The following is a 25,352-nucleotide window of genomic DNA, read 5'->3' on the forward strand; positions in this document are numbered from 1 at the left end:
GTCACACCACCTCGTCCTCGTGCAGGCGGGCGCGCAGGGCACGTACCGCCGTGTGCAGCCTGCTCTTGACCGTGCCCTCCGGAATGCCCAGCTCCTCGGCTATCCCCCGCACCGGCAGGTCCGCGTAGAAGCGCAGGACGAGGACCTGGCGCTGGGCGTCGGGCAGTTCGTCCAGGCCGCGCGCGACCGCGAGGGAGAGCACGCTGGAATCCTCGCCGGAGGGGTGTTCCAGCTGGCGCAGCCCCGCCAGGCGCTCGCCGAGCCGCTCCTGCCGGCGCTTGGCCCGGTGCCAGTCCATCGCCAGGTTCGAGGCGACGACCGCCGCCCAGGCCGACACGTCACGCAGCGACTCGTCCCCCTTGGCGGCACGTTCCAGCAGCCGCAGGCGGACCTGCTGCACCCCGTCCGGCAGGTCCGCCTGCGGCACTCCGCCGAGCGCGAGCACCGCACGCACCCGGCGCTCCTGGGCCGCGTCCAGGGGGTCGTCCGCCCCCTGGACGCGCCGCGTCCTTCTGCGCAGCACCGTCACCCCTCCCCTCGCCGCGTTTCCCCTAGGACGCCGGCGCGGGCCGAAACGTTCGCCGGGGCCTGCGCCGCCCGCGCGGGGCCGCCGAGGGGTACGTCACAGGCGCCGTCCCATTCCTCGGGCAAAGGATTGGACACACGGGGCCTGGTGAGACGCATGATGGGTTCACCGGGACCTGTCGTCCGTACGCAGGAAAAGCACGCTAGGAGTCGTCGTGAAGGTAGGAATCGTCGGAGCCACCGGCCAGGTCGGCACGGTCATGCGCAGGATCCTCGTCGAACGGGACTTCCCCGTCGAGACGCTGCGCCTGTTCGCCTCGGCACGGTCGGCGGGGTCGACGATCGACTTCAAGGGCACGGCCGTGACCGTGGAGGACGCCTCCACCGCCGACTACACGGGCCTGGACATCGTCCTCTTCTCGGCGGGCGGTGCCACGTCGAAGGCGCTGGCGGAGAAGGTCGCCTCGCAGGGCGCCGTGGTGATCGACAACTCGTCGGCCTGGCGCAAGGACCCCGAGGTCCCGCTGGTCGTCTCCGAGGTGAACCCGCACGCGATCACCGACCGACCCAAGGGCATCATCGCCAACCCGAACTGCACGACGATGGCCGCGATGCCGGTCCTGAAGCCGCTGCACGAGGAGGCGGGCCTGGAGGCGCTGGTCGTCGCCACCTACCAGGCGGTGTCCGGTTCCGGTCTCGCGGGTGTGGCGGAGCTGCACGGCCAGGCGCAGAAGGTCGTCGCCGACGCCGACAGGCTGACCCACGACGGCGGCGCGGTCGAATTCCCCGAGCCGCAGGTCTACAAGCGTCCCATCGCCTTCAACGTGCTCCCCCTCGCCGGCAACGTCGTCGACGACGGCCTGAACGAGACCGACGAGGAGCAGAAGCTCCGCAACGAGTCCCGCAAGATCCTGGAGATCCCGGGTCTCAAGGTCTCCGGCACCTGCGTCCGCGTGCCTGTCTTCTCCGGCCACTCCCTCCAGGTGAACGCCCGCTTCGCGCGTCCGCTGTCTCCGGAGCGCGCCACCGAGCTGCTCGCCGGCGCCCCGGGTGTCGTCCTCTCGGACATCCCGACGCCGCTGGAGGCGGCCGGCCAGGACGCCTCGTACGTCGGCCGTATCCGCCCCGACGAGACCGTCGACCACGGCCTCGCCCTCTTCGTCTCCAGCGACAACCTCCGCAAGGGCGCCGCACTGAACGCGGTCCAGATCGCGGAGCTGGTCGCGGCCGAGCTGAAGGACTGACGCCGGTCCGCGGGGGCCGGGACTCCGGCGAGGGTCCCGGCCACCGCGGCGTCCGGGCAGCGGGAGCCGTCCCGGTGCCCGAGGCTCCTCAGGGCCGCCGTACCTCGTAGAGGAAGCACCCGTACTCCACGGCCCTGACGTGGACCAGGGCGACCCGCGGGTCGGCGAAGGCGTCGGCGAGGGCCCCGTCGAGCGCCGCCTCCGCGTCCTGGGGGATCTCCAGCAGGCGCCCGCCCAGGATGTGCCCCTCGTCGGAGTACCGCCTGAGGACCCGCAGGACACCCGGCCCGGCCAGGGGATACCGCTCCCCGCCGGGCTCGGGCCCCGCGCACTCCCCGGCGTGGATGAAGACCGGCCCCTGCTCGTCGTAGGCCCCGGGCCGCGCCCACGTCGCGGCGGCCCACCGCCGCAGCGGCGCGTAGGAGACGAGAGCGATCCGCTCCCCCGGCACGCTGCGGCGCAGACAGCAGCGCAGCGGCGCCCCGCCCTCCTCGTCCGGGTACGGCGCGAGGGGCCGTCCGGCGTCGTCCCGGTCCCGGAGTTCCTCGAGCACCGTCTGCTCTACGGGTCGTGCGGTACAGGTCGTCATGCCTCCACACTCGCCCCCGGGCGGCCGCCTTACCGGCGGGAAACGGACATCGCGTTCCGCGCGGTTCCCATGGAAGGATGACGCGACCCACACATAACGAGGAGATGACCGCGTGCCTGGCACAAACCTGACCCGGGAAGAGGCACAGCAGCGGGCGAAGCTGCTGAGCGTGGACTCGTACGAGATCGAGCTCGACCTCTCCGACGCGCAGAGCGGGGGCACCACCCCGAACGGAGCCGGGAGCGGGGGCGGCACCTACCGGTCCGTGACCACGGTGCGCTTCGACTCCGCAGAGACCGGCGCGGAGTCCTTCATCGACCTGGTCGCCCCGGCCGTCCACGAGGTCATCCTCAACGGCGACCCGCTGGACCCCTCCGAAGTCTTCAAGGACTCGCGGATCACGCTGCCCGGCCTGCTGGAGGGACGCAACGTCCTGCGGGTCGTGGCGGACTGCGAGTACACCAACACCGGCGAAGGGCTGCACCGGTTCGTCGACCCCGTCGACCAGCAGGCCTACCTCTACACCCAGTTCGAGGTGCCGGACGCCCGCCGGGTCTTCGCCTCGTTCGAGCAGCCCGACCTGAAGGCGACCTTCCAGTTCACCGTGAAGGCGCCCGCCGGCTGGACCGTCATCTCGAACTCGCCGACGCCGCAGCCCAGTGACGACGACGTCTGGACCTTCGAGCCCACGCCCCGCATCTCCACGTACATCACCGCGCTGATCGCCGGGCCCTACCACAGCGTCCACAGCGTGTACGAGAAGGACGGTCAGTCGGTGCCGCTCGGCATCTACTGCCGGCCCTCGCTGGCCGAGTTCCTCGACTCCGACGCCATCTTCGAGGTCACCCGGCAGGGCTTCGACTGGTTCCAGGAGAAGTTCGACTACGCGTACCCGTTCGAGAAGTACGACCAGCTCTTCGTGCCGGAGTTCAACGCGGGCGCGATGGAGAACGCGGGCGCCGTCACCATCCGCGACCAGTACGTGTTCCGGTCCAAGGTGACCGACGCCGCGTACGAGGTCCGGGCCGAGACCATCCTGCACGAGCTGGCCCACATGTGGTTCGGCGACCTCGTGACCATGGAGTGGTGGAACGACCTGTGGCTCAACGAGTCGTTCGCGACGTACACCTCGATCGCCTGTCAGGCGTACCACCCCGACTCGCGCTGGCCGCAGTCGTGGACGACGTTCGCGAACTCCATGAAGACGTGGGCGTACCGCCAGGACCAGCTGCCGTCCACGCACCCGATCATGGCCGAGATCCGCGACCTGGACGACGTCCTGGTCAACTTCGACGGCATCACGTACGCCAAGGGCGCCTCCGTCCTCAAGCAGCTCGTCGCCTACGTCGGCATGGATGAGTTCTTCAGCGGTGTGCAGGCCTACTTCAAGGCCCACGCCTTCGGGAACACGCGGCTGTCGGACCTGCTCGGCAAGCTGGAGGAGACCAGCGGCCGCGACCTCGGCACCTGGTCCGAGAAGTGGCTCCGGACGGCCGGCATCAACGTCCTGCGGCCGCGGATCGAGACCGACGCCGACGGCGTCATCACCGCCTTCGCGATCCGCCAGGAGGCTCCCGCGCTGCCCGCCGGCGCGAAGGGCGAGCCGACGCTGCGTCCGCACCGCATCGCGGTCGGCCTGTACGACCTCGACGCGAGCGGCAAGCTGGTGCGCGGCGAGCGCGTCGAACTCGACGTGGACGGCGAACTGACCGACGTACCGCAGCTGGTGGGCAAGCGCCGTCCGGCGGTGGTCCTGCTCAACGACGACGACCTGTCGTACGCGAAGGTGCGCCTGGACGAGCAGTCCCTCGCTTTCGTGACGGAGCACCTGGGCGACTTCGAGTCGTCGCTGCCGCGCGCCCTGTGCTGGGCGTCGGCGTGGGACATGACGCGTGACGCGGAGCTCGCGACCCGCGACTACGTCTCCCTCGTCCTCGCCGGCATCGGCAAGGAGTCCGACATCGGCGTGGTGCAGTCGCTGCACCGCCAGGTCAAGCTCGCGATCGAGCAGTACGCGGACCCGGCCGCCCGCGAGACGCTGCTGGCCCGCTGGACCGAGGCGACGCTCGCCCACCTGCGCACCGCGCAGCCGGGCAGCGACCACCAGCTCGCGTGGGCGCGCGCCTTCGCGGCGACCGCCCGGACGCCGGAGCAGCTGGACCTCCTGGAATCCCTGCTCGACGGCCGGGAGACCATCGAGGGCCTGGCCGTCGACACCGAGCTGCGCTGGGCGTTCGTGCAGCGGCTCGCCGCGGTCGGCCGCTTCGACGAGGCGGAGATCGCGAGCGAGTACGAGCGCGACCGCACGGCGGCCGGCGAACAGCACGCGGCGACGGCCCGTGCGGCCCGGCCCACCGAGGAGGCGAAGGCTGAGGCCTGGGCCTCGGTCGTGGAGTCCGACAAGCTCCCGAACGCCATGCAGGAAGCGGTGATCGGCGGTTTCGTGCAGACCGGGCAGCGGGAGCTGCTGGCCCCGTACACGGACAGGTTCTTCGCCGTGGTCAAGGACGTCTGGGAGTCCCGCTCGCACGAGATGGCCCAGCAGATCGCGGTGGGCCTGTACCCGTCCGTGCAGGTCAGCGAGGACACCCTGGCGAAGACGGACGCGTGGCTGGCCACCGCGGAGCCGAACGCGGCCCTGCGGCGGCTGATCTCGGAGGCCCGCTCGGGCGTCGAGCGGGCCCTGAAGGCCCAGGCGGCGGACGCGGCGGCGTCGTGAGGCGCTGTACGGCGGCGGCATGAGCCGTCCTGTGGCGGACGCGCTCCGCGCCGTCGTACGGCGGACCTGGCGTGACCCGTCGTAGGTGAGAGGGGGGGCGCTCGGCGATGTGCCGGGCGCCCCCTTTCGGTTGCCGCAGCGTCGCGGAGTCCGCGACTCGGACGGCACGGAGGTCATTCCGGGGCGACCGTGCCGGAAGCGGGGACGGCGGGGACGGCAAGGGCTGTGGGGGTGCCGAGGGCCGGGGCGCCTGGGGCCGGGTGGGGCGTGGCGGCCGGACCGCCGGGGTGCCCGGTGGTGCGGCGCGGTGCCCGCTGGCCGGCCACCGTCGCGGCGAACGCCAGTGCCATGCCGACGAGTTGGAGCGGCATCAGCGTCTGGCCGAGCGCCGCCCAGCCGATGACGGCCGCGGTGAGCGGCGAGAGCGGGCCGAGGAAGGTGACCTGGGTGGCGGTCAGCCGGCCGATGCCGCGGAACCAGAGCCAGTACGCGACCGCCGTGTTCGCCAGCGCCAGGTAGAGGTATCCGCCGACCGCCCGCCCGTCGAGCGCGGGCGGCGCGCCCTCGACGAGGAGCGCGAGCGGGGCGATCAGCAGTCCGCCGGCCGTGAGCTGCCAGGCGGTCAGCGCCAGGGGGCCGACGCCGTCGGGGCGCCCCCACCGCTTGGTCAGCACCGTCCCGGTCGACATCGACGCGGTCGAGGCGAGGGCGGCGAGGACGCCCAGGGTGTCCAGCGCCCCGGCCGCCTGGAGCACCACCAGGCTGACCCCGAGGGCGGCGGCGATCCCGGTGAGCAGGGTGCGTGCGGTGGGCCGCTCCCCCAGCAGCACCGCGGCGAGCCCGGCCACGAACAGCGGGCCGACCGAGCCGACGACCGCGGCCATCCCGCCGGGCAGCCGGTACGCGGAGAGGAAGAGCAGCGGGAAGAACGCCCCGATGTTCAGCGCGCCCAGGACGGCCGACTTCCACCACCAGACGCCGCGCGGCAGCACCCGGGCCAGCGCGAGGAGCACGAACCCGGCGGGCAGGGCGCGCATCAGCCCGGTGAACAGCGGGCGGTCGGCCGGCAGGAACTCGGTGGTGACGGCGTAGGTGCTGCCCCAGGAGACCGGGGCGAGGGCGGTCAGGAGGACGGTCGCGGACCGCCGTCCGGTGGTGCCCGTGAAGCCGGGTGTCACGTCCGCCATGACGGTGCCTCCGCAAGGTGGGCCGACGCCTGGACGCGTCGGCAAAAGTAAGTCAGCAGGAAGTAGCTTAGCGCTAAGCGACTTAGCGTCAAGCTACTTTCTTGCGACCGACCGACGTGCGGGCCGATACTCCTCCCATGACCGGGAAGCCGCCGAGCCAGGACGAAGTCGACGCGATCGTCGAGCAGTGGGCCGCCGTACGGCCCGACCTCGACACCAGGGCCATGGAGGTCTTCGGCCGCGTCTTCCGCCTCTCACGGGCGATGGGCGACCGCATGGAGCGGGCGTACACGCGGTTCGGGATCTCCCGCGGTGAGTTCGACGTGCTCGCCACCCTGCGCCGCTCCGGCGAGCCCTACACGCTCTCGCCCCGCCGGCTCTCGGCGACGCTCATGCTCACCACCGGCGGGATGACCGGCCGCCTCGACAAACTGGAGCGGGCGGGGCTGCTGCGCAGGTCCCCCGATCCGCACGACCGGCGCGGGCTCCAGGTGACCCTCACGGACGAGGGGTACCGCCTGATCGACGAGGCGGTGGGTGCGGGCCTCGCCGTCCAGACCACGGCGCTCGACACACTCGACCCCAAGCAGGCGGCCCAACTGGCCGATCTGCTACGCCAGTTGCTCGCCGGTACCGCGAGCTGACACCTGCCGCGGTCGGGTGGCGCCACCGCCACCGCTGCGCAGACACGGCACGGGCCGGCCGGACGCGCGTGCGGCCGGCGGGAAACGCGTCGAGGGAGCCCGTACACCCCGTGGGTGCGGACTCCCTCGGCGAGGAAGATCAGAGGCGGACGGCGGCGGTCAGCCCTGCTTCTCGTGCCTGTGCTGCTTCTGGGACTTGTCGAGGACCATCACGAGTCCGGCGATGACCAGGAACAGCACGATCGGCGCCGCGACGTAGAGACCCAGCGTGTCGATCACGCTCAGGCCCGTGCCGGGGTCGTCACCGTCGTCGCGGGTGAGCGCGAGCGCGGGGGACGACATGAGCAGCATCATCAGCGTCGTACCGGCAGCCAGGGCGCCGGCGCGCAGGGCGTTCTTCTTGTCCACGGTGCAAACGTAGCGAACGCCCGGAGCGGCCGCGCGTCCGGGGTGCCATAGGAAGGACCCGGGTGCCGTACGAGGGGCTCGGGGCCGGGGCCCGACCGCGGCCCGGGAGCGTGCGGGGCACGCTCCCTGGGGCCGTCGGCGTCAGGGGTCAGGGGTGCCGGGTGCGGCAGCGGACTCGGACGCCTGGGGCGCCGGGCTCGGCCGCAGTACGTCCAGGAGTGCGTGCAGCCGGGGTGACGCCGCCAGTTCCTCCAGCGTGACGGGACGGCCCCCGGCGTCGGCGATGGGCAGTCGCCAGTTCGGATACTGGTCCCAGGTGCCGGGCAGGTTCTGCGGGCGCCGGTCGCCGACGGTGTCCGGCAGCCAGACGCCGACCATCCGGGCCGGGGTGCGCAACAGGAACCGGTGCACCGCCTGGATCTCGGCCTCCTCGGACGCCTCGGACGCCTCGGACGCCGACGGGAGGCCTTCGCCCTCGGGCTCACCCGCGACGCGGCCCTCGGGTTCACCCTCAGCCCCGCCCGCGCCGTCGCCCCTCAGCAGTCCGAGCCGGGTCAGCAGTGCCAGCCACTCCCCCGTGTCCGCGGCCGCCTCGGCCCGCTCCTCCGCCAGCGGCCGGGTCAGCAGGCCCAGGCTGTCGCGGAGTTCGACGTGCTCGCCGGTGAGGCGGGCGGCGGTGGACGGGAGGTCGTGCGTGGTGGCGGTGGCCAGGCAGTCGGCGCGCCAGCGTTCGGGCGGCAGCGGAAGGCCGTCGCCGGCCCAGTCCCGTTCGAACCACAGCACGGAGGTGCCGAGCACTCCGCGCTCCTGCAAGGCCTCCCGCACGCCCGGCTCGACGGTGCCGAGGTCCTCGCCGATCACCAGCGCCCCGGCACGCGAGGCCTCCAGCACGAGGACGGCGAGCATGGCCTCGGCGTCGTAGCGGACGTACGTGCCCTCCGTGGGCGGCCGGCCCTGCGGGATCCACCAGAGCCGGAACAGGCCCATGACGTGGTCGATGCGCAGGGCGCCCGCGTAGCGGAAGAGGGCGCGCAGGAGCCGGCGGTACGGGGCGTAGCCGGACTCGGCCAGCCGGTCGGGGCGCCAGGGCGGCAGGCTCCAGTCCTGGCCCAGCGCGTTGAAGGCGTCCGGTGGGGCGCCCACGGTCATTCCGGCGGCGAAGTGCTCCTGCTGCGCCCAGGCGTCGGCGCCGCCCGGGTGGACGCCGACCGCGAGGTCGTGGACGAGGCCGATGTCCATGCCGGCGTCACGGGCGGCGCGCTGGGCGGCGGTGAGCTGGCCGTCGGTGAGCCAGGCGAGCCACGCGTGGAAGTCGACGCGGTCCGCCAGGCCGGTCCGGGCGCGGGCGGTCTCGGCCGAGCGCGGGTCGCGCAGTCCGGCCGGCCACCGGTGCCAGTCGGAGCCGTGCACCTCGGCCAGCGCGCACCACGTGGCGTGGTCCTGAAGGGCGGTGCCCTCCCGGACGAGGAAGTCGCCGTAGGCGGCCTGCCGTCCGGGGCCGAGCGGCACGGCGCGGACCACTTCGAGTGCCTCGCGCTTGAGGTCCCACACGGCGTCGCGGTCGATCAGTGCGCCCTTGTTCAGGACGGAGTCGCGCAGGGCCTCGGCGCGGCGGAGCAGGTCGTCGAGCCGGTCGCGGTCGTCGGCGTGGGCGAACTCGGGGACGTCCTCGACGCGCAGGTGCACCGGGTCGGGGAAGCGGCGCGAGGAGGGCCGGTAGGGGGAGGGGTCGGTGGGGGTGCCGGGCACGGCCGCGTGCAGCGGGTTGAGCTGTACGAATCCGGCGCCGAGCGCGCGGCCCGCCCAGGCGGTCAGCTCGCTCAGGTCGCCGAGGTCGCCCATCCCCCAGGAACGGCGGGAGAGCAGGGAGTAGAGCTGGACGAGGAGCCCGTACGTGCGTCCGGGCGGGGCGGGCAGCCGGGCGGGGGCGGCCACGAGGTGGGCGTCGGCGGTGCGGCCGTCGGGTGCGGTGACGCACAGGGTGTGGATGCCGGCCGGGAGGTCCCGGACGGAAGCGCGGGTCTCACCCTGCTCGGTCTCGACATGGAGCCTGGTGCCGTCCGGCAGGGCGTCGAGCACGGCGGGCGCGCGGCCTCCCCAGGACACGACGGTCGGGGGCAGCAGCCGCTCGCGCAGTTCGGCCTCCCGGGACGCGAGGGCGGCGCGGACGGCCTGCGGGGTGCTCGCGTCGACGCCCAGGGCCGCGAGGGCCGCGACGACCGCGGTGTCCGAGGCGGGGACCGTGCGGTCCGCGGAAGGGCGGTAGGAGGTGGCGACGCCGTGCAGGGCGGCCAGCCGCGACAGCGGTGTCCCGGCGGACTCGGCTTCGCCGGCTTCGGCGGCTTCGGTCCGCGGGGCCGACGCGGTGCGGGACGGCGGGTTCTCGGCGGGCTCGGCGGGCGGGGCGGACGCGGCGTCGGACGGCGGGTTCTCGGCGGGCGGGGCGGACGCGGCGTCGGACGGCGGGTTCTCGGCGGGCTCGGCCGGGGCCATCTAGACCCCCGCTGCGGCGCCGGTCGAGGTCGGCTCGCTGGTCAGGGGGGCGGCGTCGGGGAGGGGCGGCTCGCTGGTCAGCGGCTCGGCGTCGGGCAACGGCGGCTCACTGGTGAGCGGTGTCCCGCCCCAGGAGCCCTCGGCGCTGTCGCACTCCTGCGGAGCAGGTCCGAGCGTGTCCCACTCGGGGACCAGGGCGGGCCGGGCTCCCCGCTGTTTCGGCGGGAAGCCGGTGTCGCGGGCATCGGCGGAGGACTCCGCCGAAGGTTTGGAGAGGGCCGAGAGCAGAAGGTGTGCCGAAGCGGCCACGTGGGTCTCCTTGTCGTCGTGCGGCGGGCGCGGGTTGTCGCAGCCCTACCCAATGAGCGCGGCCGCAGACGTCCAGGCGCGCTCAAGGTGTTCTTGGTCACATTCTGTGTCAGGGGTGGCCACGCCACCAGAACCCGGTCGGGTGCTGCCGGGGCGCCGCCGCACGGCGCGCCGGATCCCCCTCGCCCGGCAGAGGCGTCGCGGCACGTCGGCCGGTTCCGTTGACACCGCGACACGTGAGTGGTGGGGTCGATGCCGCCCCGACCGAGCCGTGCGGGGCGAAAGCCGAACGACGAGGGAGGGGCTGTTGCAGCTCCGGCGCGGAGTGGGAGCCGTACAGCTTCGGCGGGGACGGCGGCCGGGTGCCGTGCCGGTCCGCCGGGGGCCGGGTGCCGCCGTGCTCGCGTTCGTCCTCGCCGCGAGTGCGCTGGGGGTGGCGCCGGGTGCCGTCGCGGCGCCGGGTGCCGCGGGTGCCCGGGTTCGGGGCACCGCCGCGGAGGCGCCGCGCGCCGAGGCGCTGCCGTCGGTCTGGCCGCGCCCGCAGTCCCTGAGCGCGGGCGGTTCCGCCGTCACGGTGACGGACGAGGTGATCCTGGTCGCCGACGCGGGGGCCGATCCGTACGCCCTGGACGCGTTGCGGGTAATGCTGTCGCAGGCCGGCGCGCGGAAGGTCACGACGGTGCGTGACAGCGACCCGCTCCCCGCGGACGCGTCGCGCGCGGGCGCACTGGTGGTGCGCGCGGGCGCGGAGTCGGCGCACGACAGGCCGACGTACGAGACGGCGCACGGCGCGTCGGCATACGGGACGGCGCACGGCGCATCGGCGCACGGGGTGCCGCCGTACGGCGAGTCGGCGCACGACCGTCGGACACCGGGCAGCGGGACAGCAGGCACCGACCGTGCCAGGAAGCCCACCGGGGCGAAGCGCCCGGCCGGCACCACCGGCTCGGGCCGCCCCGCGGGCCCCGGCGGCGATGGCGATGGTGCCGGGGACGGTGGTGCCGGGGACGGCAAGAGCGCGTACCCCTTCGGCGGGCACGCCGGAAGCGCGGCGACCGACGGTGCGCACGCCCTCGGTGTCCGCGCCGCGACCCCTTTGGACAAGGCCCTCGCCGCCCTCGGCGCGCCGCCCCGCGCCGATCTCCCCTCCGGCGGCTACCGGCTGGCAGTCGGCCGGGCCGGGGGCCGGGCCACCGTCGCGCTCGCCGGCGCCGGCGAGGACGGCCTTTTCCACGCCGTGCAGACGCTGCGCCAGCTGATCGGCGGCGACGGGCGAGTCGCGGGCGTCCTGGTCCGCGACTGGCCGGGTACGGCGGTCCGGGGCACCACCGAGGGCTTCTACGGCACCCCGTGGACCCAGGAACAGCGCCTGGCTCAGCTGGACTTCATGGCCCGCACCAAACAGAACCGCTATCTGTACGCGCCCGGCGACGACCTCTACCGCCAGGCGCGCTGGCGTGAGCCGTATCCGGCCCGACAGCGCGCCGACTTCCGCGAGTTGACGGGCCGGGCGCTCCGCGATCACGTCACCCCGGCCTGGGCCGTGGCCCCGGGGCAGGCGATGTGCTTCTCGTCGGACACCGACGTCGAGGCCCTGACACGCAAGCTCGACGCCATGTGGGCACTGGGCTTCCGCGCGTTCCAGCTCCAGTTCCAGGACGTCAGCTACAGCGAGTGGCACTGCGCGGCGGACGCGGAGAGGTTCGGCTCGGGACCGGAGTCCGCGGCGCGGGCACAGGCCCGGGTGGCGAACGCGGTGGCCCGGCGGCTGGCCGAACTCCACCCGGACACACCGGCGTTGTCGCTGATGCCGACCGAGTACTACCAGGACGGCCCGACCGCGTACCGGCGGGCGCTGGCGAGCGCGCTGGACGACGCCGTCGAGGTCGCGTGGACGGGCGTGGGAGTCGTGCCGCGCACAATCACGGGCCGTGAACTCGCGGGCGCCCGGGACGCGTTCGGGCACCCGCTGGTCACGATGGACAACTACCCGGTCAACGACTACGCGCAGGACCGGATCTTCCTCGGCCCGTACCGGGGCCGCGAGCCCGCGGTCGCGACGGGTTCGGCGGGCCTGCTCGCCAACGCGATGCGCCAGGCGGAGGCCTCCCGCGTCCCCCTCTTCACCGCCGCCGACTACGCCTGGAATCCCCGCGACTACCGCCCCCAGGACTCCTGGCGGGCCGCGATCGGCGACCTCGCCGACGGTGACGCGGGGGGTGAGCGGGCGTTGAGCGCGCTGGCCGGGAACGTCGCGTCGTCGGTTCTGGGCGGCGACGAGTCGGCGTACCTGCGCCCGCTCGTCGCGGCCTTCTGGAAGACCCGCGCGACACCGGACGGCGCGGCGGCGGACAGGGCGGCGCGGCGGCTGCGGGACGCGTTCGCCGTGATGCGCGGGACACCAGGGCACCTGCCCGGCCGCTCGCTGGCCACCGAAGTACGCCCGTGGAGCCGGCAGTTGGCGCGCTACGGGGACGCGGGCGACACCGCCGTCACCCTGCTGCGCGCGCAGGCGGACGGCGACGCGACGGCGGCCTGGCAGTCCTACCGCACCCTCGGCGGCCTGCGGACCGAACTGCGCAGGAGCCGGGTCACGGTCGGCAAGGGCGTACTCGACCCCTTCCTGACCCGGGCGCAGCAGGCGTACGAGGCCTGGGCGGGTCTCGATCACGAGCCCGCGGCGCGGGACGACGCACCGGCCGACCACGACTCCGCGCCCGGGCGCGACCCGTCGGCGGAGCACGGTTCCTCCGCCGAGCGCGGCCGGGCGGCGGGCGGCCGCACCGTCCGCCTGCCGCACGCCCGCCCGCTCGCCGCGGTCACCGTGCTCGCCGATCCCGGGACGCCCGGAACCGTCGAGGCGTACGTTCCCGGTGAGGGCTGGCGGCGTCTCGGCGCGCTCGCGCCGGGCGGCGCGACGGAGATCTCCGCGACGGTGCGCGCGGACGCCCTGCGGGTGACCGGGGCGGGGTCCTCGCACGTACGGCACCTCGTGCCGTGGTTCGCCGACTCCCCCCTCGTGAAACTGGAGTTGGGGCGTACGCGGACGGATGTGGCCATCGGCGGCACCGGGTCGGTGACGGCGCGGCTCGTCTCCCTGCGCCCGTCCGACGTCCGCGGGAAGCTCACCGTGAAGGCGCCCAAGGGTGTCAGGGCGCGGGTCCCGGCGACGGAGCTCCTGCGGCGCGGCACGCGGCTCGACGTCCCGGTCGAGGTCACCGTCCCGGCCCGGACGCCCTCGGGCACGTACGGGGTCACGGTCGGTTTCGGCGGGGTGACCCGCACCTTCACGGTCCGCGCGTTCCCCCGCACGGCGGGACCCGACCTCGCCCGGAACGCGAGGGCGAGTTCCTCGGGCGACGAGACGGCGGACTTCCCGGCGTCGGCGGCGAACGACGGCGACCGGGGGACGCGCTGGTCCTCGCCCGCCCGGGACGACGCCTGGTGGCAGATGGAACTGGCCGCTCCGGTGCGCCTGGGCCAGGTGGTGCTGCGCTGGCAGGACGCGTACGCCTCCACGTACCGGATCCAGGTGTCCGCGGACGGCCGCACCTGGCGTACGGCGTCGGAGGTGCGGGACGGGCGGGGCGGCCGCGAGTCGGTGCGCATGGACGAACGGGACGTGCGGTTCGTGCGCGTCCAGGGAGCGCGGCGGGCGACGCGGTACGGCTACTCGCTCTGGTCGGTGGAGGCGTACGGCGTGGCCCGGTGACGTCCGGCGGTACGGCGTGCCCCGGTGACGTGACGTCCGGGGGTGCGCGGCGTGCCCCGGTGACGTGACGTCCGGGGGTGCGCGGTGTGCCCCGGTGACGTGACGTCCGGGGGTGTGCGGCGTACCCCGGTGACGTCCGGGCGTACGGCCTGCCCCGGTACGAGGAACACCGAAGGACCGGCGGCCCGCGCGGTGAACCGGGAACGCCGCGGGGGTCGATAGACGGGGTGTGAGACTGTTCCGCCCCATGGGGGGCCACCGGGAGGACGCGACGGACGCGGCGCTGCTGCGGGCCGTCGCGGACGGGGACTCGGCGGCGATGGCCGCGCTGTACGACCGGCACGCCGGCTGGCTGCACACGCGGCTGACCCGGCGGTGCGCGGACCCCGAGGTCGTGCGCGAGGTGCTCCAGGACACCTTCGTGACCGTGTGGCGGTCGGCGGCCGCCCACCGGGGCGAGGAGGCCGGCGGCTGGCTGTGGACGATCGCGGCCCGGCGGCTGGTGGACGCGCGCCGGGTGCAGGAGCGGGCCGCGCGGGTGGAGTACGAGGCACCGGTGCCGGTGGCCTCCGCCGAGGAACGGGTGCTGGCCGGACTGGAGTACGGGGACGTGGGCGCGGCGCTGGACCGCATCTCGCCCGAGCTGCGCGAGGTGCTGCGGGCGACGGTGGTCGACGGGCTGACCACCCGGGAGACGGCCCGGCTCCTCGGCATCCCCGAGGGCACGGTCAAGACCCGCGCCATGCGCGCCCGCGCCGAACTCCGGGCGGCGCTCACCCATCTGAACCCGTCTCCGGTCCCGGTGCCGGGCCCGGCCGCGCTGGGAGGTCCGGCATGACCGGCTGGCACGCACCCGACGATCTGATCACCCGCTACACGGACGGCTCCCTGCCGGAGACGGACGCCTGGTCCCTGGAGAAACACCTGGAGGGCTGCACCCCGTGCGCCGTCCGGGCGTCGCGCGCGGCACGGGCGGGAGCGGCGGGGACGGTGCTGGCGGAGGTACGGGACGCGGTCCTGCACGCGGCAGGCCCGCGGTCGGCACCGGTGCCCGCCGGCACCGCACCCGGGACACCCCCGCCCGCGCCTGCTCCGGTCGACACCACGCCCGGGCGGGTCCGAACCGCCGGGGGGCGGCTCGGGCACATCCGAACCGCCGGGGGACGGCTGACGCCTGCCCGTACGGCCGGGCGACGGCTGGCGCAAACCCGTACCGCCGGGGGACGGCGGACGCCGGCCCGCACCGCCGGGAGACGGCTGGCGCAAACCCGTACCGCCGGGGCGCGGATCGGGCGCGTCCTGTGGGCCGCGGGCCCCGCGTTGCGCGGGGCCTGGGCGGGGGCGGTGGTGCTCGTGGCCGTGGGGGCGCTCGCCCTCGCGTACGGCGGTGGATTCGACGGGGCGCGTCCGCTGCTGCTGGCCGTCGCGCCGGTCGTCCCCGTGGCCGGAGTCGCCCTCTCCTACGGGCGGCACGCCGATCCCCTGCACGAGATCGCCGCGGCGTCGCCCTCCGGCGGGCTACGGCTGGTGCTCACGCGGACAGCCGCGGTCCTCGCGGTGAGCCTGCCCCTGCTGACGGCGGCGGGCCTCCTGCTCCCGGCCGGCGGTCCGCGGCTGCCGCAGGCGCCCTCGGCGGCCGCCTGGCTGCTGCCCGGCCTCGCCCTGACGCTGGCCACGCTGGCACTGTCCGGGTACGTGGGCTGCCGGGCCGCCTCGGCGGTGGTGGGCGCCGGCTGGCTGCTCGCGCTGGCCGGGCCCGTCCTGGCGGACACGGGTGCGGGTCTGACGGCCCGTCTCACCGAGCAGCTCTCCCTCTACTTCACCGGCGCCCCGCCGCAGTGGGCCTGGGCGGCGGGCGCCGCGCTCTGCGCCCTGCTCCTCGCCGCGCGCCGTACCGCGTACGACCGTCTGGAGACGATGTGACCCCAGAAACCACCGAGGCCACCACGGCCCGAACCACCCGCCCCACCGGAACCGGCACCGGAACGCCGCCCGGCGCCTCGTCCATCCACGTCCGCGGCCTGACCGTCCGCCATCGCGGGACCGTCGCCCTGGACGGCGTCGACCTCGACTTCGGCCCCGGCGTCCACGGGCTGCTCGGTCCGAACGGGGCCGGCAAGACCTCCCTCATCCGTGTCCTCGCGACGGTCGCGGAGCCCGCCTCGGGCCGGGTGGAGATGCTCGGCAGCGACCTCGGCCGTCACCGGGAGCGCGGCGCGGTCCGCCGGGAACTGGGTTATCTGCCGCAGGAGTTCGGGTACTACCCGGGATTCACGGTGCGGGAGTTCGTGGCGTACGTGGCCTGGCTGAAGGAGATGCCGACGGCGGCCACCCCGGCCGCGGTCGAGCGCGCGGTGACCCGGGTCGGGCTCGCCGACCGCATCGACGCGAAGGTGAGGACGCTCTCCGGCGGGATGATCCGCCGCGTCGGCATCGCACAGGCCATCGTGAACGACCCCCGGATCCTGCTCCTCGACGAACCCACCGCGGGACTGGACCCCGAGCAGCGCGTCGAGTTCCGCGCGCTGCTGCGGGACCTCGGCGGGACGGCCACGGTGCTCGTCTCCACCCACCTGGTGGAGGACGTGGCCGCCGCCTGCACGGACGTCACCCTGATCGAGGCCGGCCGGGTCGCCTACCGCGGCACCCCGCCGTCGCTGGCCGCCCTCGGCGCGGACGGCGCGGACTCCGACGGCAACGCCATCGAGCGCGGTTACACCGCGGCCCTGCGCGCCCACCGCGCCGGCACCCCTGCGGAGGCCGGCCGATGACCGTGGGAACCCGGCCGGCCTCCGCCGGACACCGCGCGGCACCCGTTCGTCCGCACCGCACGACGCCCGCCTCCGATGCCGCGCCCGCACCCCACCCGCTGCGCACCGAGTTCCTGCGCGGCTTCGCCCCCTGGGCGGGTGCCGCGCTGCTGGTCGCGCTGGCGTGGCCCCTCGCGGCGACCGCGTCCCAGTGGCAGGGCAGCTGGGGCGGGACGGCCGGCAGGCTGAGCGCCGGGGCGGCCATGATCGGCGCCCCCTTCGCGCTGGCCGCGGGCGCCTGGCACGGCGGACGGGAACGCCGCCTGGGGACGACGGAACTACGCGCCTCGACCGCGCGCGGCCCGCTGGCCCAGCTCCTGACGGCGGCGCTGCCGCTCGCCTGCTGGCTGACCGCGGCCTGTCTGGCGGCGGCGGCCGGTGCGCTGCTCGCCTGCGCGCCCTACGCGTCGGCGGGCGGCCCGGCCCCGGCCGTCCCCGCGGGGACGGCCCTCTCCGTCGGCGCGTGCACGGTGCTCGGGCACGTGGCCGGACGCGTGCTGCCGTGGCGGCTGACCGCGCCCGCCCTGGCGATCTGCGGATACGTCCTCGCCGGCACCCTGGGCACCTCGCAGTCCGACCTGCGCCACCTGGCGTTCGCGTATGTGCAGGGCAACGACGACAACGAGCTGCCCCTGTGGTGGTATCCGCTCGTCTCCGCGCTGTGGGTGGCCGCTCTCGCCGCCGCCGTGGTCCTGGTCCACACCGCGCGCCACCGGGCGACCGCGCTGCTGCCGCTCGCCGCCGCGCTGGGCGCCGCCGTCCTCCTCGTCCAGACGGGCGACGGCCTGCTGCGCGACAACCCCGCGTCCCGCCGGCAGGTGTGCGACACGTCGGTCACCCCGCACGTGTGCGTCAACGCGACCCGGCCCGGCCTGCTGCCGGAGGTGACGGACGCGCTGTCCGGTCTCACCGGCCGCCTGGAGGGCGTACGGAACCTGCCGGTGCGCTTCGAGGACCTCGGACGCCGCGCGCGCCGGGACGAGGCGGAACTCCCGATGCTCACGCCGTTCGGCTGGGGTGTCGTACGCGGCGAGGTGACCGACCCGGAACGGTACGCGTGGCAGGCCGCGCACGCGCTGGTCCGCTGGGACTGCGACGGGACGCCCCCGGCCCGGCGGGTCCGGGTGACCGACGAGGCCGTGCTCCGCTGGCTGGCCCCCGATCCGACGGCGCGCCGCCTGCGGGCGGATCTCGCGGAGTGGGCGCGCACGAGCGGCGACCGGGGGGAGACCGCCCGTTTCCGCGCCGAGGACCGGGCGTACGCCCGGCTGGCCGCCATGACCGACGCCGAGCGCCGCCGCTGGCTCGGCCGCTACTTCGCGACGGCCCGCGCATGCGACCCGGCCCCGAGCGAGGTCCCGTCCCTGTGAACGCTCTCCGCCCGCCGGGCCCCCTCGTCCTGTACGCCCGTTCCCGCGCCCTGCCGGTGACCGTGGCCGCGCTGGCCTGCGCCGCGCTGCTCACCCTGTGGGCGGCGAGCCGCCCGGAGACCTATCTGGACCCGTACCGCAGGGTCCCGCTGCTCTCCCTCGCCCCGCTGCTGGCCTCGGCGGCGATCGGGGTGAGCCTCCACTCGTCCACGCGGGACCTGGACGACACCGCCGTACGTCCCTGGTGGCCCCGGCGGCTGGCCCATCTGCTGGTGCTCAGCGTGCTCGCGGCGCTGCTGCTGGCCCTCGCGGTGCCGGGGCACGCCGAGGTGTTCGGCGCGGCGGCGATGGTCCGCAACACGCTCGGCGCGGTCGGGCTCACGGCGGTGTCGGCGGTGGTGTTCGGGGCCCGGGCGAGCTGGCTGCCGACGACGCTGTACTTCAGCGGGGTGTATCTGTCGGCGTCCGCGCCCCGTGTGAGAAACGAGACAGTCCTGGCGTGGCCCGTGCAGACGGGACCGCAGCCGGGTGCGTGGGCCGTGGCACTGGCACTCTTCGTGACCGGGCTGGCGCTCTGCGCGGTGCGCGGTGCCCGCCCCGAAGGGCCCCGGGGCTGACGCGGGGCCGTGCGCGGCCGGCCGCGCACGGGTGTGCGGGCAGGGCAGGGCAAGGCACGGGGGTGCGGGCAGGCCGGGCGGACCGTGCCGCGACAGACCGGGCGGAACCCCGTGCGCGACAGGCCGGGCCGGGGATGTGCGAAAGCCCGGATCGTCAGGCGGAGATGCCGTCGATCCGGGCCATCGCGTCCTCGGCACCGTACGGCTGCAGATAGGGCAGCCAGCGCGGGTCGCGATGGCCGGTTCCGATGATGCGCCAGGCGAGCCCCGTCGGCGGGGCTGGTTTGTGGCGCAGCCGCCAGCCGATCTCGACCAGGTGGCGGTCGGCCTTGACGTGGTTGCAGCGGCGGCAGGACGCGACCACGTTGTCCCAGACGTGCTGGCCCCCGCGGCTGCGCGGGATGACGTGGTCGACGCTGGTGGCGATGCCACCGCAGTACATGCACCGGCCGCCGTCGCGGGCGAAGAGGGCTCGCCTGGTCAGCGGGACGGGGCCCCGGTAGGGGACCCGGACGAACCTCTTCAGCCGGACCACGCTGGGTGCGGGGACAGTCACGGTCGCGCTGTGCATGAAGGCGCCGGATTCCTCGAGACAGACGGCCTTGTTCTCAAGGACGAGGACGAGCGCGCGGCGGAGCGGTACGACGCCGAGTGGCTCGTACGACGCGTTGAGGACCAGGACATGCGGCACGGATGCCTCCTTGTACGCCGGCGGCGCGTGGCTCGCGCCGGGACGATCTGTGGCCAGTGTCCCCTCATGCCTGGTGGAAGCGCCACCATGTCCCGGTAACGGGCTGGGAGTGTTTTCGACCACACCTCGTTCATCCCCAGGTGAGCACAGTCTCTCCCCCGGGCATCGCAACGATCCACCCACGATGCCCCGTTAGTGTGGTGGGTCTGCCCGACGGTGTCCCTCTCGTGATTTCCGGCCGCGGGCGGACCGCTACGCCTGGAGGTACCCCCGTGTTCTTGTCCGTCCTGCCGGTCGCAGCCACGCCGTCGCCGTCACCGTCGACGTCCGCCGACCCGCTCCAGGACGCCCAGGAGAGCGCGACGAACGCCGCCAGCTGGGTCGAGCAGAACTGGTCCACCTGGCTCAGCATCGGCCTGCGCGTCCTCCTCATCGTCGTCATCGCGGTGGCCCTGAGAATCGCGGTGCGCCGGGCGATCACCAAGTTCATCGAACGGATGAACCGGACGGCGCAGGCCGTCGACGGCACCGCGTTCGGCGGTCTCCTGGTGAACGTGGAACGGCGCCGGCAGCGGTCCCAGGCCATAGGTTCGGTACTGCGCTCGGTCGCGTCCTTCCTGATCCTGGGTACGGCCGCGCTGATGATCCTCGGCACGTTCGCGATCAACCTCGCGCCGCTGCTCGCCTCCGCCGGTGTGGCCGGTGTGGCCATCGGTTTCGGTGCCCGCAACCTGGTCACCGACTTCCTGTCCGGCGTGTTCATGATCCTGGAGGACCAGTACGGCGTCGGCGACACCATCGACGCCGGGGTGGCCTCGGGCGAGGTGATCGAGGTCGGTCTGCGCGTCACCAAGCTGCGCGGCGACAACGGCGAGATCTGGTACGTCCGCAACGGCGAGGTCAAGCGCATCGGCAACCTCTCGCAGGGCTGGGCCACCGCGGGCGTCGACGTCACCGTCAGCGCCGCGGAGGACCTGGACCGCGTCCGTTCCGTACTCAACGAGGTCGCCGAGGCCATGAGCAAGGCGGAGCCCTGGAACGAGCTGCTGTGGGGCCCGATCGAGGTGCTGGGCCTCGACAGCGTCCTGCTGGACTCGATGGTCGTCCGGGTCTCGGCCAAGACGATGCCCGGCAAGGCCCTGACCGTCGAGCGCGAGCTGCGCTGGCGCATCAAGCGGGCCTTCGACGAGGCCGACATCCGGATCGTCGGCGGCTCCACGGTGCAGCCGGAGGAGCTCCCCGCCCCGGACCCGGCGGCGGCGGTGGCCGCCCCCTCGGTGTACGCGAACTCCGCGTCCCCGCAGTCGGAGGCCGCGTCGCCGATCGCGCCCCGGCAGAGGTAGCCGCCCGCCCCCATTCATCCGCCGCCCTCGCAGGTAACGACTCTGTTGCCGCGGGGGCGGTCTCTCTTGACGCCCGCGCGGCACCGCGCCTACGTTCCTCCCATCGAACAGGAAACTTTCCTAACAGTGATCGGTGGCGGGGTGGCCCCGGCTCCCGCGTGGACTTCCCCGCCGCGTCACTGGAAAGCTGGGCAGCCGAGAGGCAGGTGGGGACAGACATGGCCGGATCAGCCGGTACGCCGGGAACTCCGCGCGTCCTGCGCGCCATGAACGACCGCGCGGCCCTGGATCTCCTGCTGGAGCACGGCCCCCTGTCCCGTACCCGGATCGGGAAGCTGACCGGGCTGTCCAAGCCCACCGCCTCCCAGCTGCTGGCCCGCCTGGAGGCCGCCGGTCTCGTGCTCGCCACCGGGACCAGCGAGGGACGACCGGGCCCGAACGCGCAGCTGTACGCCGTCAATCCCCGTGCCGCCCACGCGGCGGGGCTGGACGTCACTCCCGCGCGCATCCGGGCCGCCGTCGCGGACATGACGGGACGGACCGTGGGCGAGTACGAGCTGCCCACGCCCGGCCGGCGCCCCGCCCACCCCGTCGTCCGGCAGGTCACCGACGCGCTGGACGGGGCCGTGAAGGCCGCGGGGCTCACCCGGGACGACGTCCACCGGCTCGTCATCGCGACCCCCGGCGCCTTCGACCCCAACACCGGGCGGCTGCGCTACGCCTCCCACCTGCCCGGATGGCACTCCCCCAGCATCCTCGACGAGCTGGCCGCCGCGCTGCCGATGCCCGTCGAGTACGAGAACGACGTCAATCTCGTCGCCGTCGCCGAACAGCGGCTCGGCGCGGCCCGCGGCCACGAGGACTTCGTCCTGCTGTGGAACGAGGGCGGCCTCGGTGCCGCGCTCGTCCTCGGCGGCCGGCTGCACCGCGGCTGGACCGGCGGCGCCGGCGAGGTCGGCTTCCTGCCGGTGCCCGGCGCGCCCCTGGTCCGCCACGTCACCCGCGCCAACAGCGGCGGCTACCAGGAACTGGCCGGCTCCCAGGCCCTCCCGGCGCTGGCCCGCGAGCTGGGCATCCGGCCCGTGCCCAGCGGGCCGTACGCCGAGGTCGCCGCCGCTCTCGTCGCCCGAGCCGCCGCCGTGAACGAGGGAGCCCACCTGCGCCTGCTGGAGACGTACGCGACCGGGCTGGCCACCGGTCTCGCCTCGCTCGTCTCCGTGCTCGACCCCGAACTCGTCGTGCTCAGCGGCGCCTCCCTCACCGCAGGCGGTGAGCCGCTGCGGGCCCTGGTCCAGGCCGAGCTGGAGGAGCTGGCCGCGTCCCGGCCACGCCTCGTCGTCGGCGACGTCCGTGAACACCCCGTGCTGCGCGGCGCGCTGGAGAGCGCGCTCGCGGCCACCCGTGACGAGGTCTTCGACACCTCGCGCTGAACCCGCCCCGCCGCACCCGCCCCACCTCCGTGCCCCCTGCAGTCCCGCCCGTCCCAGGGAGACCCCGTCATGCCCGAAATATCCCGGAAAGCGGCCGTCGCGCTGGCCGTCTCCGCCTCCGTGGCCCTCCTCGCCACCGCGTGTACCGGCCAGTCCGACGCGGGGGCGAACGACGACGCCTCCCGGGAGACGACGCTCGACTTCTGGCACGCCTGGAGTGCGCCCGCCGAGGTCAAGGCCGTGAAGTCCCTGGTCGCGGGCTTCGAGAAGGCGCACCCCCACATCCACGTGAACGTCGTCGGCAACATGACGGACGACAAGATCAACCAGGCGCTGCGCGCGGGCGGCGACAAGGCCCCCGACGTCGTCTCCTCCTTCACCACCAACAACGTCGGCAAGTTCTGCTCGTCCGGCGCCTTCGTCGACCTCGACCCCTTCTTCGAGAAGGCGGACATCGACCCGGAGAAGACGTTCCCGAAGGCGATGAACGAGTACACCCGGTTCGACGGCAACCGCTGCACGGTGCCGCTGCTCGGTGACGCGTACGGCCTCTACTACAACAAGACCGCCTTCGAGAAGGCCGGCATCACCGCGCCGCCGAAGACCTGGTCCGAGTTCGAGAAGGCCGCCAAGAAGCTCACCGTCACCAAAGGGGACTCGTACTCCCAGCTCGGCTTCATGCCGAACTACCACGGCTGGGAGTCGACCACCGAGCACTATCTGGGGCAGTTCTCGCCGACGTACTTCGACCGGAACGGCAAGTCGAACATCGCCGAGGACCCGGCGTTCAAGGCGGCGTTCACCCTGCAGAAGCGGCTGGTCGACGGACTCGGCGGCTATCAGAGGCTGGAGAAGTACCGGTCCGGGCTCGGTGACGAATGGGGCCCCAAGCACCCCTTCCACACCGGCCAGGTCGCGATGCAGCTGGACGGCGAGTGGCGGCTCGGCATGGCCGAGGAGACGAAGCCGGGCTTCGAGATCGGCGTCGCCCCGCTGCCCGTGCCCGACGACCAGGCCGACCAGTACGGCAAGGGCTACATCACCGGCACCATCGCGGGTATCGCCGCCACCAGCAAGAAGCAGAACGCGGCCTGGGAGCTGCTGAAGTACATGACCACGGACACCGACGCGGTGGTCGGCTTCGCCAACGCCATCCACAACGTGCCGTCCACGCTGGCGGCCCTCAAGTCCCCGAAGCTGACGTACGACCCGCGCTTCAAGACCTTCCTGGACATCGCGTCGAACCCGAACTCCACGACGACCCCCGCCTCGGTCAACGGCGGAACCTACCTCGTGTCGATCCAGCAGTTCGGCTACGACTACGAGAGCGGCAAGGCACGTGATCTGGCGGCGGGTCTGAAGAAGACCGCCGCGCAGATCGACACGGACATCGCCCAGGCGAAGTGACCTCCTCATGAGCGCCACGTACACACTGCGCGCCAAGCGCCGCCGGGCGGCGCTGCGCACGGCCGCCTTCATGTCGCCCTGGCTCATCGGCTTCGCGGTCTTCTTCGCCTATCCGCTGATCTCGACGGTCTACTTCTCCTTCATGCACTACGACGGCTTCAAGCCGCCGACGTGGAGCGGGACGAGGAACTGGGTCTACGTCTTCCAGAACTACCCCTTGTTCTGGCCCGCGTTGAGGAACACGCTCTACCTCGTCGTCGTCATGGTCAGCCTCCGTGTCCTGTTCGGGCTCGGGGTCGGACTGCTGATCACGAAGATCAGGACCGGCACAGGCGTGTTCCGGACCCTCTTCTACCTGCCCTATCTGGCCCCGCCGGTCGCCGCCACGATGGCCTTCGCCTTCCTGCTCAACCCGGGCACGGGACCGGTGAACTCGATCCTGGAGGGCATCGGCATCCCGGCACCGGGCTGGTTCAACGACCCCTCCTGGTCCAAGCCCGCCCTCACCCTGCTCGCCCTGTGGGGCGTCGGCGACCTCATGGTCATCTTCATGGCCGCGCTGCTCGACGTGCCGAGGGAGCAGTACGAGGCGGCGGAGCTGGACGGCACGTCCGCGTGGCAGCGATTCCGGTACGTGACCCTGCCCAACATCTCGCCGATCGTGATGTTCGCCGTGGTCACCGGCGTGATCCAGACCATGCAGTACTACACGCAGCCGCTGATCGCCGGGAAGGTCGCGTCCGGAGTCATCCAGGGCGCGGGCACGCAGTTCGAGCCCGGCTACCCGGACAAGTCGACGCTCACCCTGCCGCAGCTCGTCTACAACCTCGGCTTCCAGCGCTTCGACTACGGCTCCGCCTGTGTGGTCGCGCTCGTGCTGTTCGCCCTGTCCATGGTGTTCACCGCGTTCCTGATGCGGCGCCGGGGCGGCCTCATCCAGGCAGGTGACTGACCCATGACCCACGTACTCGACAAGCCGGTGGAGTCGGAGCCCCGGCGCGTCTCCCCCGCCGAACGCACCGCCCGCCGTCGGGTCTTCCTCGAGTGGGTCGCCGTGCACGCGCTGGGCGTGGCGGCGGCGCTCTTCTTCGTCCTGCCCTTCGTGTTCGTCCTCCTGACCTCGCTGATGAGCGACACCCAGGCACTCAGCCGGGACCTGATCCCGCACACCTGGGAGTGGGGCAACTACCGGAAGGTCTTCGACACCCCCGGCTTCCTGACCTGGTGGAGGAACACGCTGCTCTACGCCGGCCTCGGCACCGTCCTGACCGTCGTCTCGTCGGTCCCGGTGGCGTACGCGCTCGCCAAGTTCCGCTTCCGGGGCCGGAATCTGTCGCTGATGCTGGTCATCTCGATGATGATGCTGCCGCCGCAGGTGGTCGTCATCCCGATGTACCTGTTCTGGGCGAAGCAGCTGGACCTGTCCGGCACGCTGTGGCCGCTGATCGTCCCGATGGCGTTCGGGGACGCGTTCTCCATCTTCCTGCTGCGCCAGTTCCTGACGACCGTCCCGAACGAGTACCTCGACGCGGCGAAGGTCGACGGCTGCGGTGACCTCAGGACGCTGCTGAGGGTCGTCCTGCCGATGGCGAAGCCCGGCATCGCGGCCGTCGCGCTCTTCCAGTTCTTCTACGCCTGGAACGACTACTTCGGCCCGCAGATCTACGCCTCCGAGAACCCCGGTGCCTGGACACTGAGTTACGGCCTGGAGTCGTTCAAGGGCGCGCACCACACCGACTGGAATCTCACCATGGCCGCGACCGTCCTGGTCATGGCCCCCGTGATCCTCGTGTTCTTCTTCGCGCAGAAGGCGTTCGTCGAGGGTGTCACGCTGACCGGAGTGAAGGGCTGACC

21 protein-coding genes are annotated in these 25,352 nt (G+C 73.6%); 14 read left to right on the forward strand and 7 right to left on the reverse strand.

What is annotated here, in order from left to right; translation table 11 throughout:
- Position 1: 1 nt before the first annotated feature.
- Positions 2 to 529, reverse strand: a complete 528-nt coding sequence (locus ACFYP4_RS06600; protein ID WP_358849912.1) for a sigma-70 family RNA polymerase sigma factor — start codon at positions 527 to 529, stop codon at positions 2 to 4.
- A 211-nt stretch (positions 530 to 740) separates the two neighbouring features.
- Here ACFYP4_RS06600 and ACFYP4_RS06605 point away from each other — a divergent pair, with 211 nt between their 5' ends.
- A complete protein-coding gene (locus ACFYP4_RS06605; protein WP_358849911.1) occupies positions 741 to 1,769 on the forward strand; it encodes an aspartate-semialdehyde dehydrogenase in 1,029 nt (342 codons plus the stop codon).
- Positions 1,770 to 1,857: 88 nt separating this feature from the next.
- On the opposite strand, the gene ACFYP4_RS06610 is transcribed toward ACFYP4_RS06605, so the two are convergent.
- Entirely contained in the window at positions 1,858 to 2,358 is a 501-nt protein-coding gene (locus ACFYP4_RS06610) for a DUF1203 domain-containing protein (RefSeq protein ID WP_358849910.1), read from the reverse strand.
- Between the two features lie 112 nt (positions 2,359 to 2,470).
- Here ACFYP4_RS06610 and pepN point away from each other — a divergent pair, with 112 nt between their 5' ends.
- Positions 2,471 to 5,077, forward strand: a complete 2,607-nt coding sequence (gene pepN, locus ACFYP4_RS06615; RefSeq protein ID WP_358849909.1) for an aminopeptidase N — start codon at positions 2,471 to 2,473, stop codon at positions 5,075 to 5,077.
- Between the two features lie 173 nt (positions 5,078 to 5,250).
- Here the strand turns inward: pepN and ACFYP4_RS06620 are convergent, their stop codons facing one another.
- Complete coding sequence (locus ACFYP4_RS06620; protein WP_388783368.1) at positions 5,251 to 6,264, reverse strand: EamA family transporter; 1,014 nt, start codon at positions 6,262 to 6,264, stop codon at positions 5,251 to 5,253.
- 137 nt (positions 6,265 to 6,401) lie between these two features.
- Between ACFYP4_RS06620 and ACFYP4_RS06625 the strand changes: the two genes are divergently transcribed.
- Positions 6,402 to 6,908 carry a MarR family transcriptional regulator gene (locus tag ACFYP4_RS06625; protein ID WP_358849907.1) on the forward strand — a complete coding sequence of 169 codons (507 nt, stop codon included), beginning with the start codon at positions 6,402 to 6,404 and terminating at the stop codon, positions 6,906 to 6,908.
- A gap of 159 nt (positions 6,909 to 7,067) precedes the next feature.
- Here ACFYP4_RS06625 and ACFYP4_RS06630 read toward each other — a convergent pair whose 3' ends face one another.
- The 3 genes from ACFYP4_RS06630 to ACFYP4_RS06640 form a co-directional block, all read right to left on the reverse strand.
- Positions 7,068 to 7,316 (reverse strand): hypothetical protein, encoded by a 249-nt coding sequence (locus ACFYP4_RS06630; RefSeq protein WP_358849906.1) that lies wholly within the window; start codon positions 7,314 to 7,316, stop codon positions 7,068 to 7,070.
- A 141-nt stretch (positions 7,317 to 7,457) separates the two neighbouring features.
- Positions 7,458 to 9,809: a 4-alpha-glucanotransferase gene (malQ, locus tag ACFYP4_RS06635; protein WP_388783372.1), complete on the reverse strand. Its 2,352-nt coding sequence runs from the start codon at positions 9,807 to 9,809 to the stop codon at positions 7,458 to 7,460.
- Positions 9,810 to 10,118, reverse strand: a complete 309-nt coding sequence (locus ACFYP4_RS06640; RefSeq protein ID WP_358849904.1) for a hypothetical protein — start codon at positions 10,116 to 10,118, stop codon at positions 9,810 to 9,812.
- A gap of 643 nt (positions 10,119 to 10,761) precedes the next feature.
- On the opposite strand from ACFYP4_RS06640, the gene ACFYP4_RS06645 reads away from it, so the two are divergent.
- From ACFYP4_RS06645 to ACFYP4_RS06670, 6 genes are all read left to right on the forward strand, one after another.
- Positions 10,762 to 13,830 carry a beta-N-acetylglucosaminidase domain-containing protein gene (locus ACFYP4_RS06645; RefSeq protein WP_388783838.1) on the forward strand — a complete coding sequence of 1,023 codons (3,069 nt, stop codon included), beginning with the start codon at positions 10,762 to 10,764 and terminating at the stop codon, positions 13,828 to 13,830.
- A 247-nt stretch (positions 13,831 to 14,077) separates the two neighbouring features.
- A complete protein-coding gene (locus tag ACFYP4_RS06650) occupies positions 14,078 to 14,668 on the forward strand; it encodes an RNA polymerase sigma factor (protein WP_358849902.1) in 591 nt (196 codons plus the stop codon).
- On the forward strand, positions 14,665 to 15,753 hold the full coding sequence (locus ACFYP4_RS06655; protein ID WP_388783376.1) for a zf-HC2 domain-containing protein: 1,089 nt from the start codon (positions 14,665 to 14,667) through the stop codon (positions 15,751 to 15,753). The genes ACFYP4_RS06650 and ACFYP4_RS06655 overlap by 4 nt, the downstream gene beginning before the upstream one ends.
- Before the next feature lie 83 nt (positions 15,754 to 15,836).
- On the forward strand, positions 15,837 to 16,601 hold the full coding sequence (locus tag ACFYP4_RS06660; protein WP_358849953.1) for an ABC transporter ATP-binding protein: 765 nt from the start codon (positions 15,837 to 15,839) through the stop codon (positions 16,599 to 16,601).
- Complete coding sequence (locus ACFYP4_RS06665; RefSeq protein WP_358849900.1) at positions 16,598 to 18,010, forward strand: hypothetical protein; 1,413 nt, start codon at positions 16,598 to 16,600, stop codon at positions 18,008 to 18,010. Before ACFYP4_RS06660 ends, ACFYP4_RS06665 begins: the two co-directional genes overlap by 4 nt.
- A complete protein-coding gene (locus tag ACFYP4_RS06670) occupies positions 18,007 to 18,627 on the forward strand; it encodes a hypothetical protein (protein ID WP_388783378.1) in 621 nt (206 codons plus the stop codon). Before ACFYP4_RS06665 ends, ACFYP4_RS06670 begins: the two co-directional genes overlap by 4 nt.
- A 154-nt stretch (positions 18,628 to 18,781) precedes the next feature.
- Here ACFYP4_RS06670 and ACFYP4_RS06675 read toward each other — a convergent pair whose 3' ends face one another.
- Positions 18,782 to 19,318, reverse strand: a complete 537-nt coding sequence (locus ACFYP4_RS06675) for an HNH endonuclease (protein WP_358849898.1) — start codon at positions 19,316 to 19,318, stop codon at positions 18,782 to 18,784.
- A 272-nt stretch (positions 19,319 to 19,590) separates the two neighbouring features.
- Here ACFYP4_RS06675 and ACFYP4_RS06680 point away from each other — a divergent pair, with 272 nt between their 5' ends.
- The 5 genes from ACFYP4_RS06680 to ACFYP4_RS06700 all read left to right on the forward strand — a co-directional run bounded on the left by ACFYP4_RS06680 (position 19,591) and on the right by ACFYP4_RS06700 (position 25,350).
- The gene (locus tag ACFYP4_RS06680) at positions 19,591 to 20,661 is read left to right on the forward strand and encodes a mechanosensitive ion channel family protein (protein WP_388783381.1); all 1,071 of its coding nucleotides are present in this window, start codon (positions 19,591 to 19,593) and stop codon (positions 20,659 to 20,661) included.
- Between the two features lie 218 nt (positions 20,662 to 20,879).
- Positions 20,880 to 22,091 carry an ROK family transcriptional regulator gene (locus ACFYP4_RS06685; protein ID WP_358849896.1) on the forward strand — a complete coding sequence of 404 codons (1,212 nt, stop codon included), beginning with the start codon at positions 20,880 to 20,882 and terminating at the stop codon, positions 22,089 to 22,091.
- A gap of 69 nt (positions 22,092 to 22,160) precedes the next feature.
- Positions 22,161 to 23,498: an ABC transporter substrate-binding protein gene (locus ACFYP4_RS06690; RefSeq protein ID WP_358849895.1), complete on the forward strand. Its 1,338-nt coding sequence runs from the start codon at positions 22,161 to 22,163 to the stop codon at positions 23,496 to 23,498.
- Positions 23,499 to 23,505: 7 nt separating this feature from the next.
- Complete coding sequence (locus ACFYP4_RS06695) at positions 23,506 to 24,450, forward strand: sugar ABC transporter permease (protein ID WP_358849894.1); 945 nt, start codon at positions 23,506 to 23,508, stop codon at positions 24,448 to 24,450.
- A 3-nt stretch (positions 24,451 to 24,453) separates the two neighbouring features.
- Complete coding sequence (locus ACFYP4_RS06700; protein ID WP_358849893.1) at positions 24,454 to 25,350, forward strand: carbohydrate ABC transporter permease; 897 nt, start codon at positions 24,454 to 24,456, stop codon at positions 25,348 to 25,350.
- Positions 25,351 to 25,352 lie beyond the last annotated feature (2 nt).

The organism is Streptomyces sp. NPDC005551 (assembly GCF_042871785.1).
Classification (GTDB): Bacteria; Actinomycetota; Actinomycetes; order Streptomycetales; family Streptomycetaceae; genus Streptomyces.

Coding starts and splice junctions, on each gene's coding strand:
- ACFYP4_RS06610 (WP_358849910.1), bottom strand. CDS start 2,358: ATGACGACCTGTACCGCACGACCCGTAGAGCAGACGGTGCTCGAGGAA.
- ACFYP4_RS06620 (WP_388783368.1), bottom strand. CDS start 6,264: ATGGCGGACGTGACACCCGGCTTCACGGGCACCACCGGACGGCGGTCC.
- ACFYP4_RS06625 (WP_358849907.1), top strand. CDS start 6,402: ATGACCGGGAAGCCGCCGAGCCAGGACGAAGTCGACGCGATCGTCGAG.
- malQ (WP_388783372.1), bottom strand. CDS start 9,809: ATGGCCCCGGCCGAGCCCGCCGAGAACCCGCCGTCCGACGCCGCGTCC.
- ACFYP4_RS06645 (WP_388783838.1), top strand. CDS start 10,762: ATGCTGTCGCAGGCCGGCGCGCGGAAGGTCACGACGGTGCGTGACAGC.
- ACFYP4_RS06650 (WP_358849902.1), top strand. CDS start 14,078: ATGGGGGGCCACCGGGAGGACGCGACGGACGCGGCGCTGCTGCGGGCC.
- ACFYP4_RS06655 (WP_388783376.1), top strand. CDS start 14,665: ATGACCGGCTGGCACGCACCCGACGATCTGATCACCCGCTACACGGAC.
- ACFYP4_RS06665 (WP_358849900.1), top strand. CDS start 16,598: ATGACCGTGGGAACCCGGCCGGCCTCCGCCGGACACCGCGCGGCACCC.
- ACFYP4_RS06685 (WP_358849896.1), top strand. CDS start 20,880: ATGGCCGGATCAGCCGGTACGCCGGGAACTCCGCGCGTCCTGCGCGCC.
- ACFYP4_RS06690 (WP_358849895.1), top strand. CDS start 22,161: ATGCCCGAAATATCCCGGAAAGCGGCCGTCGCGCTGGCCGTCTCCGCC.
- ACFYP4_RS06695 (WP_358849894.1), top strand. CDS start 23,506: ATGAGCGCCACGTACACACTGCGCGCCAAGCGCCGCCGGGCGGCGCTG.
- ACFYP4_RS06700 (WP_358849893.1), top strand. CDS start 24,454: ATGACCCACGTACTCGACAAGCCGGTGGAGTCGGAGCCCCGGCGCGTC.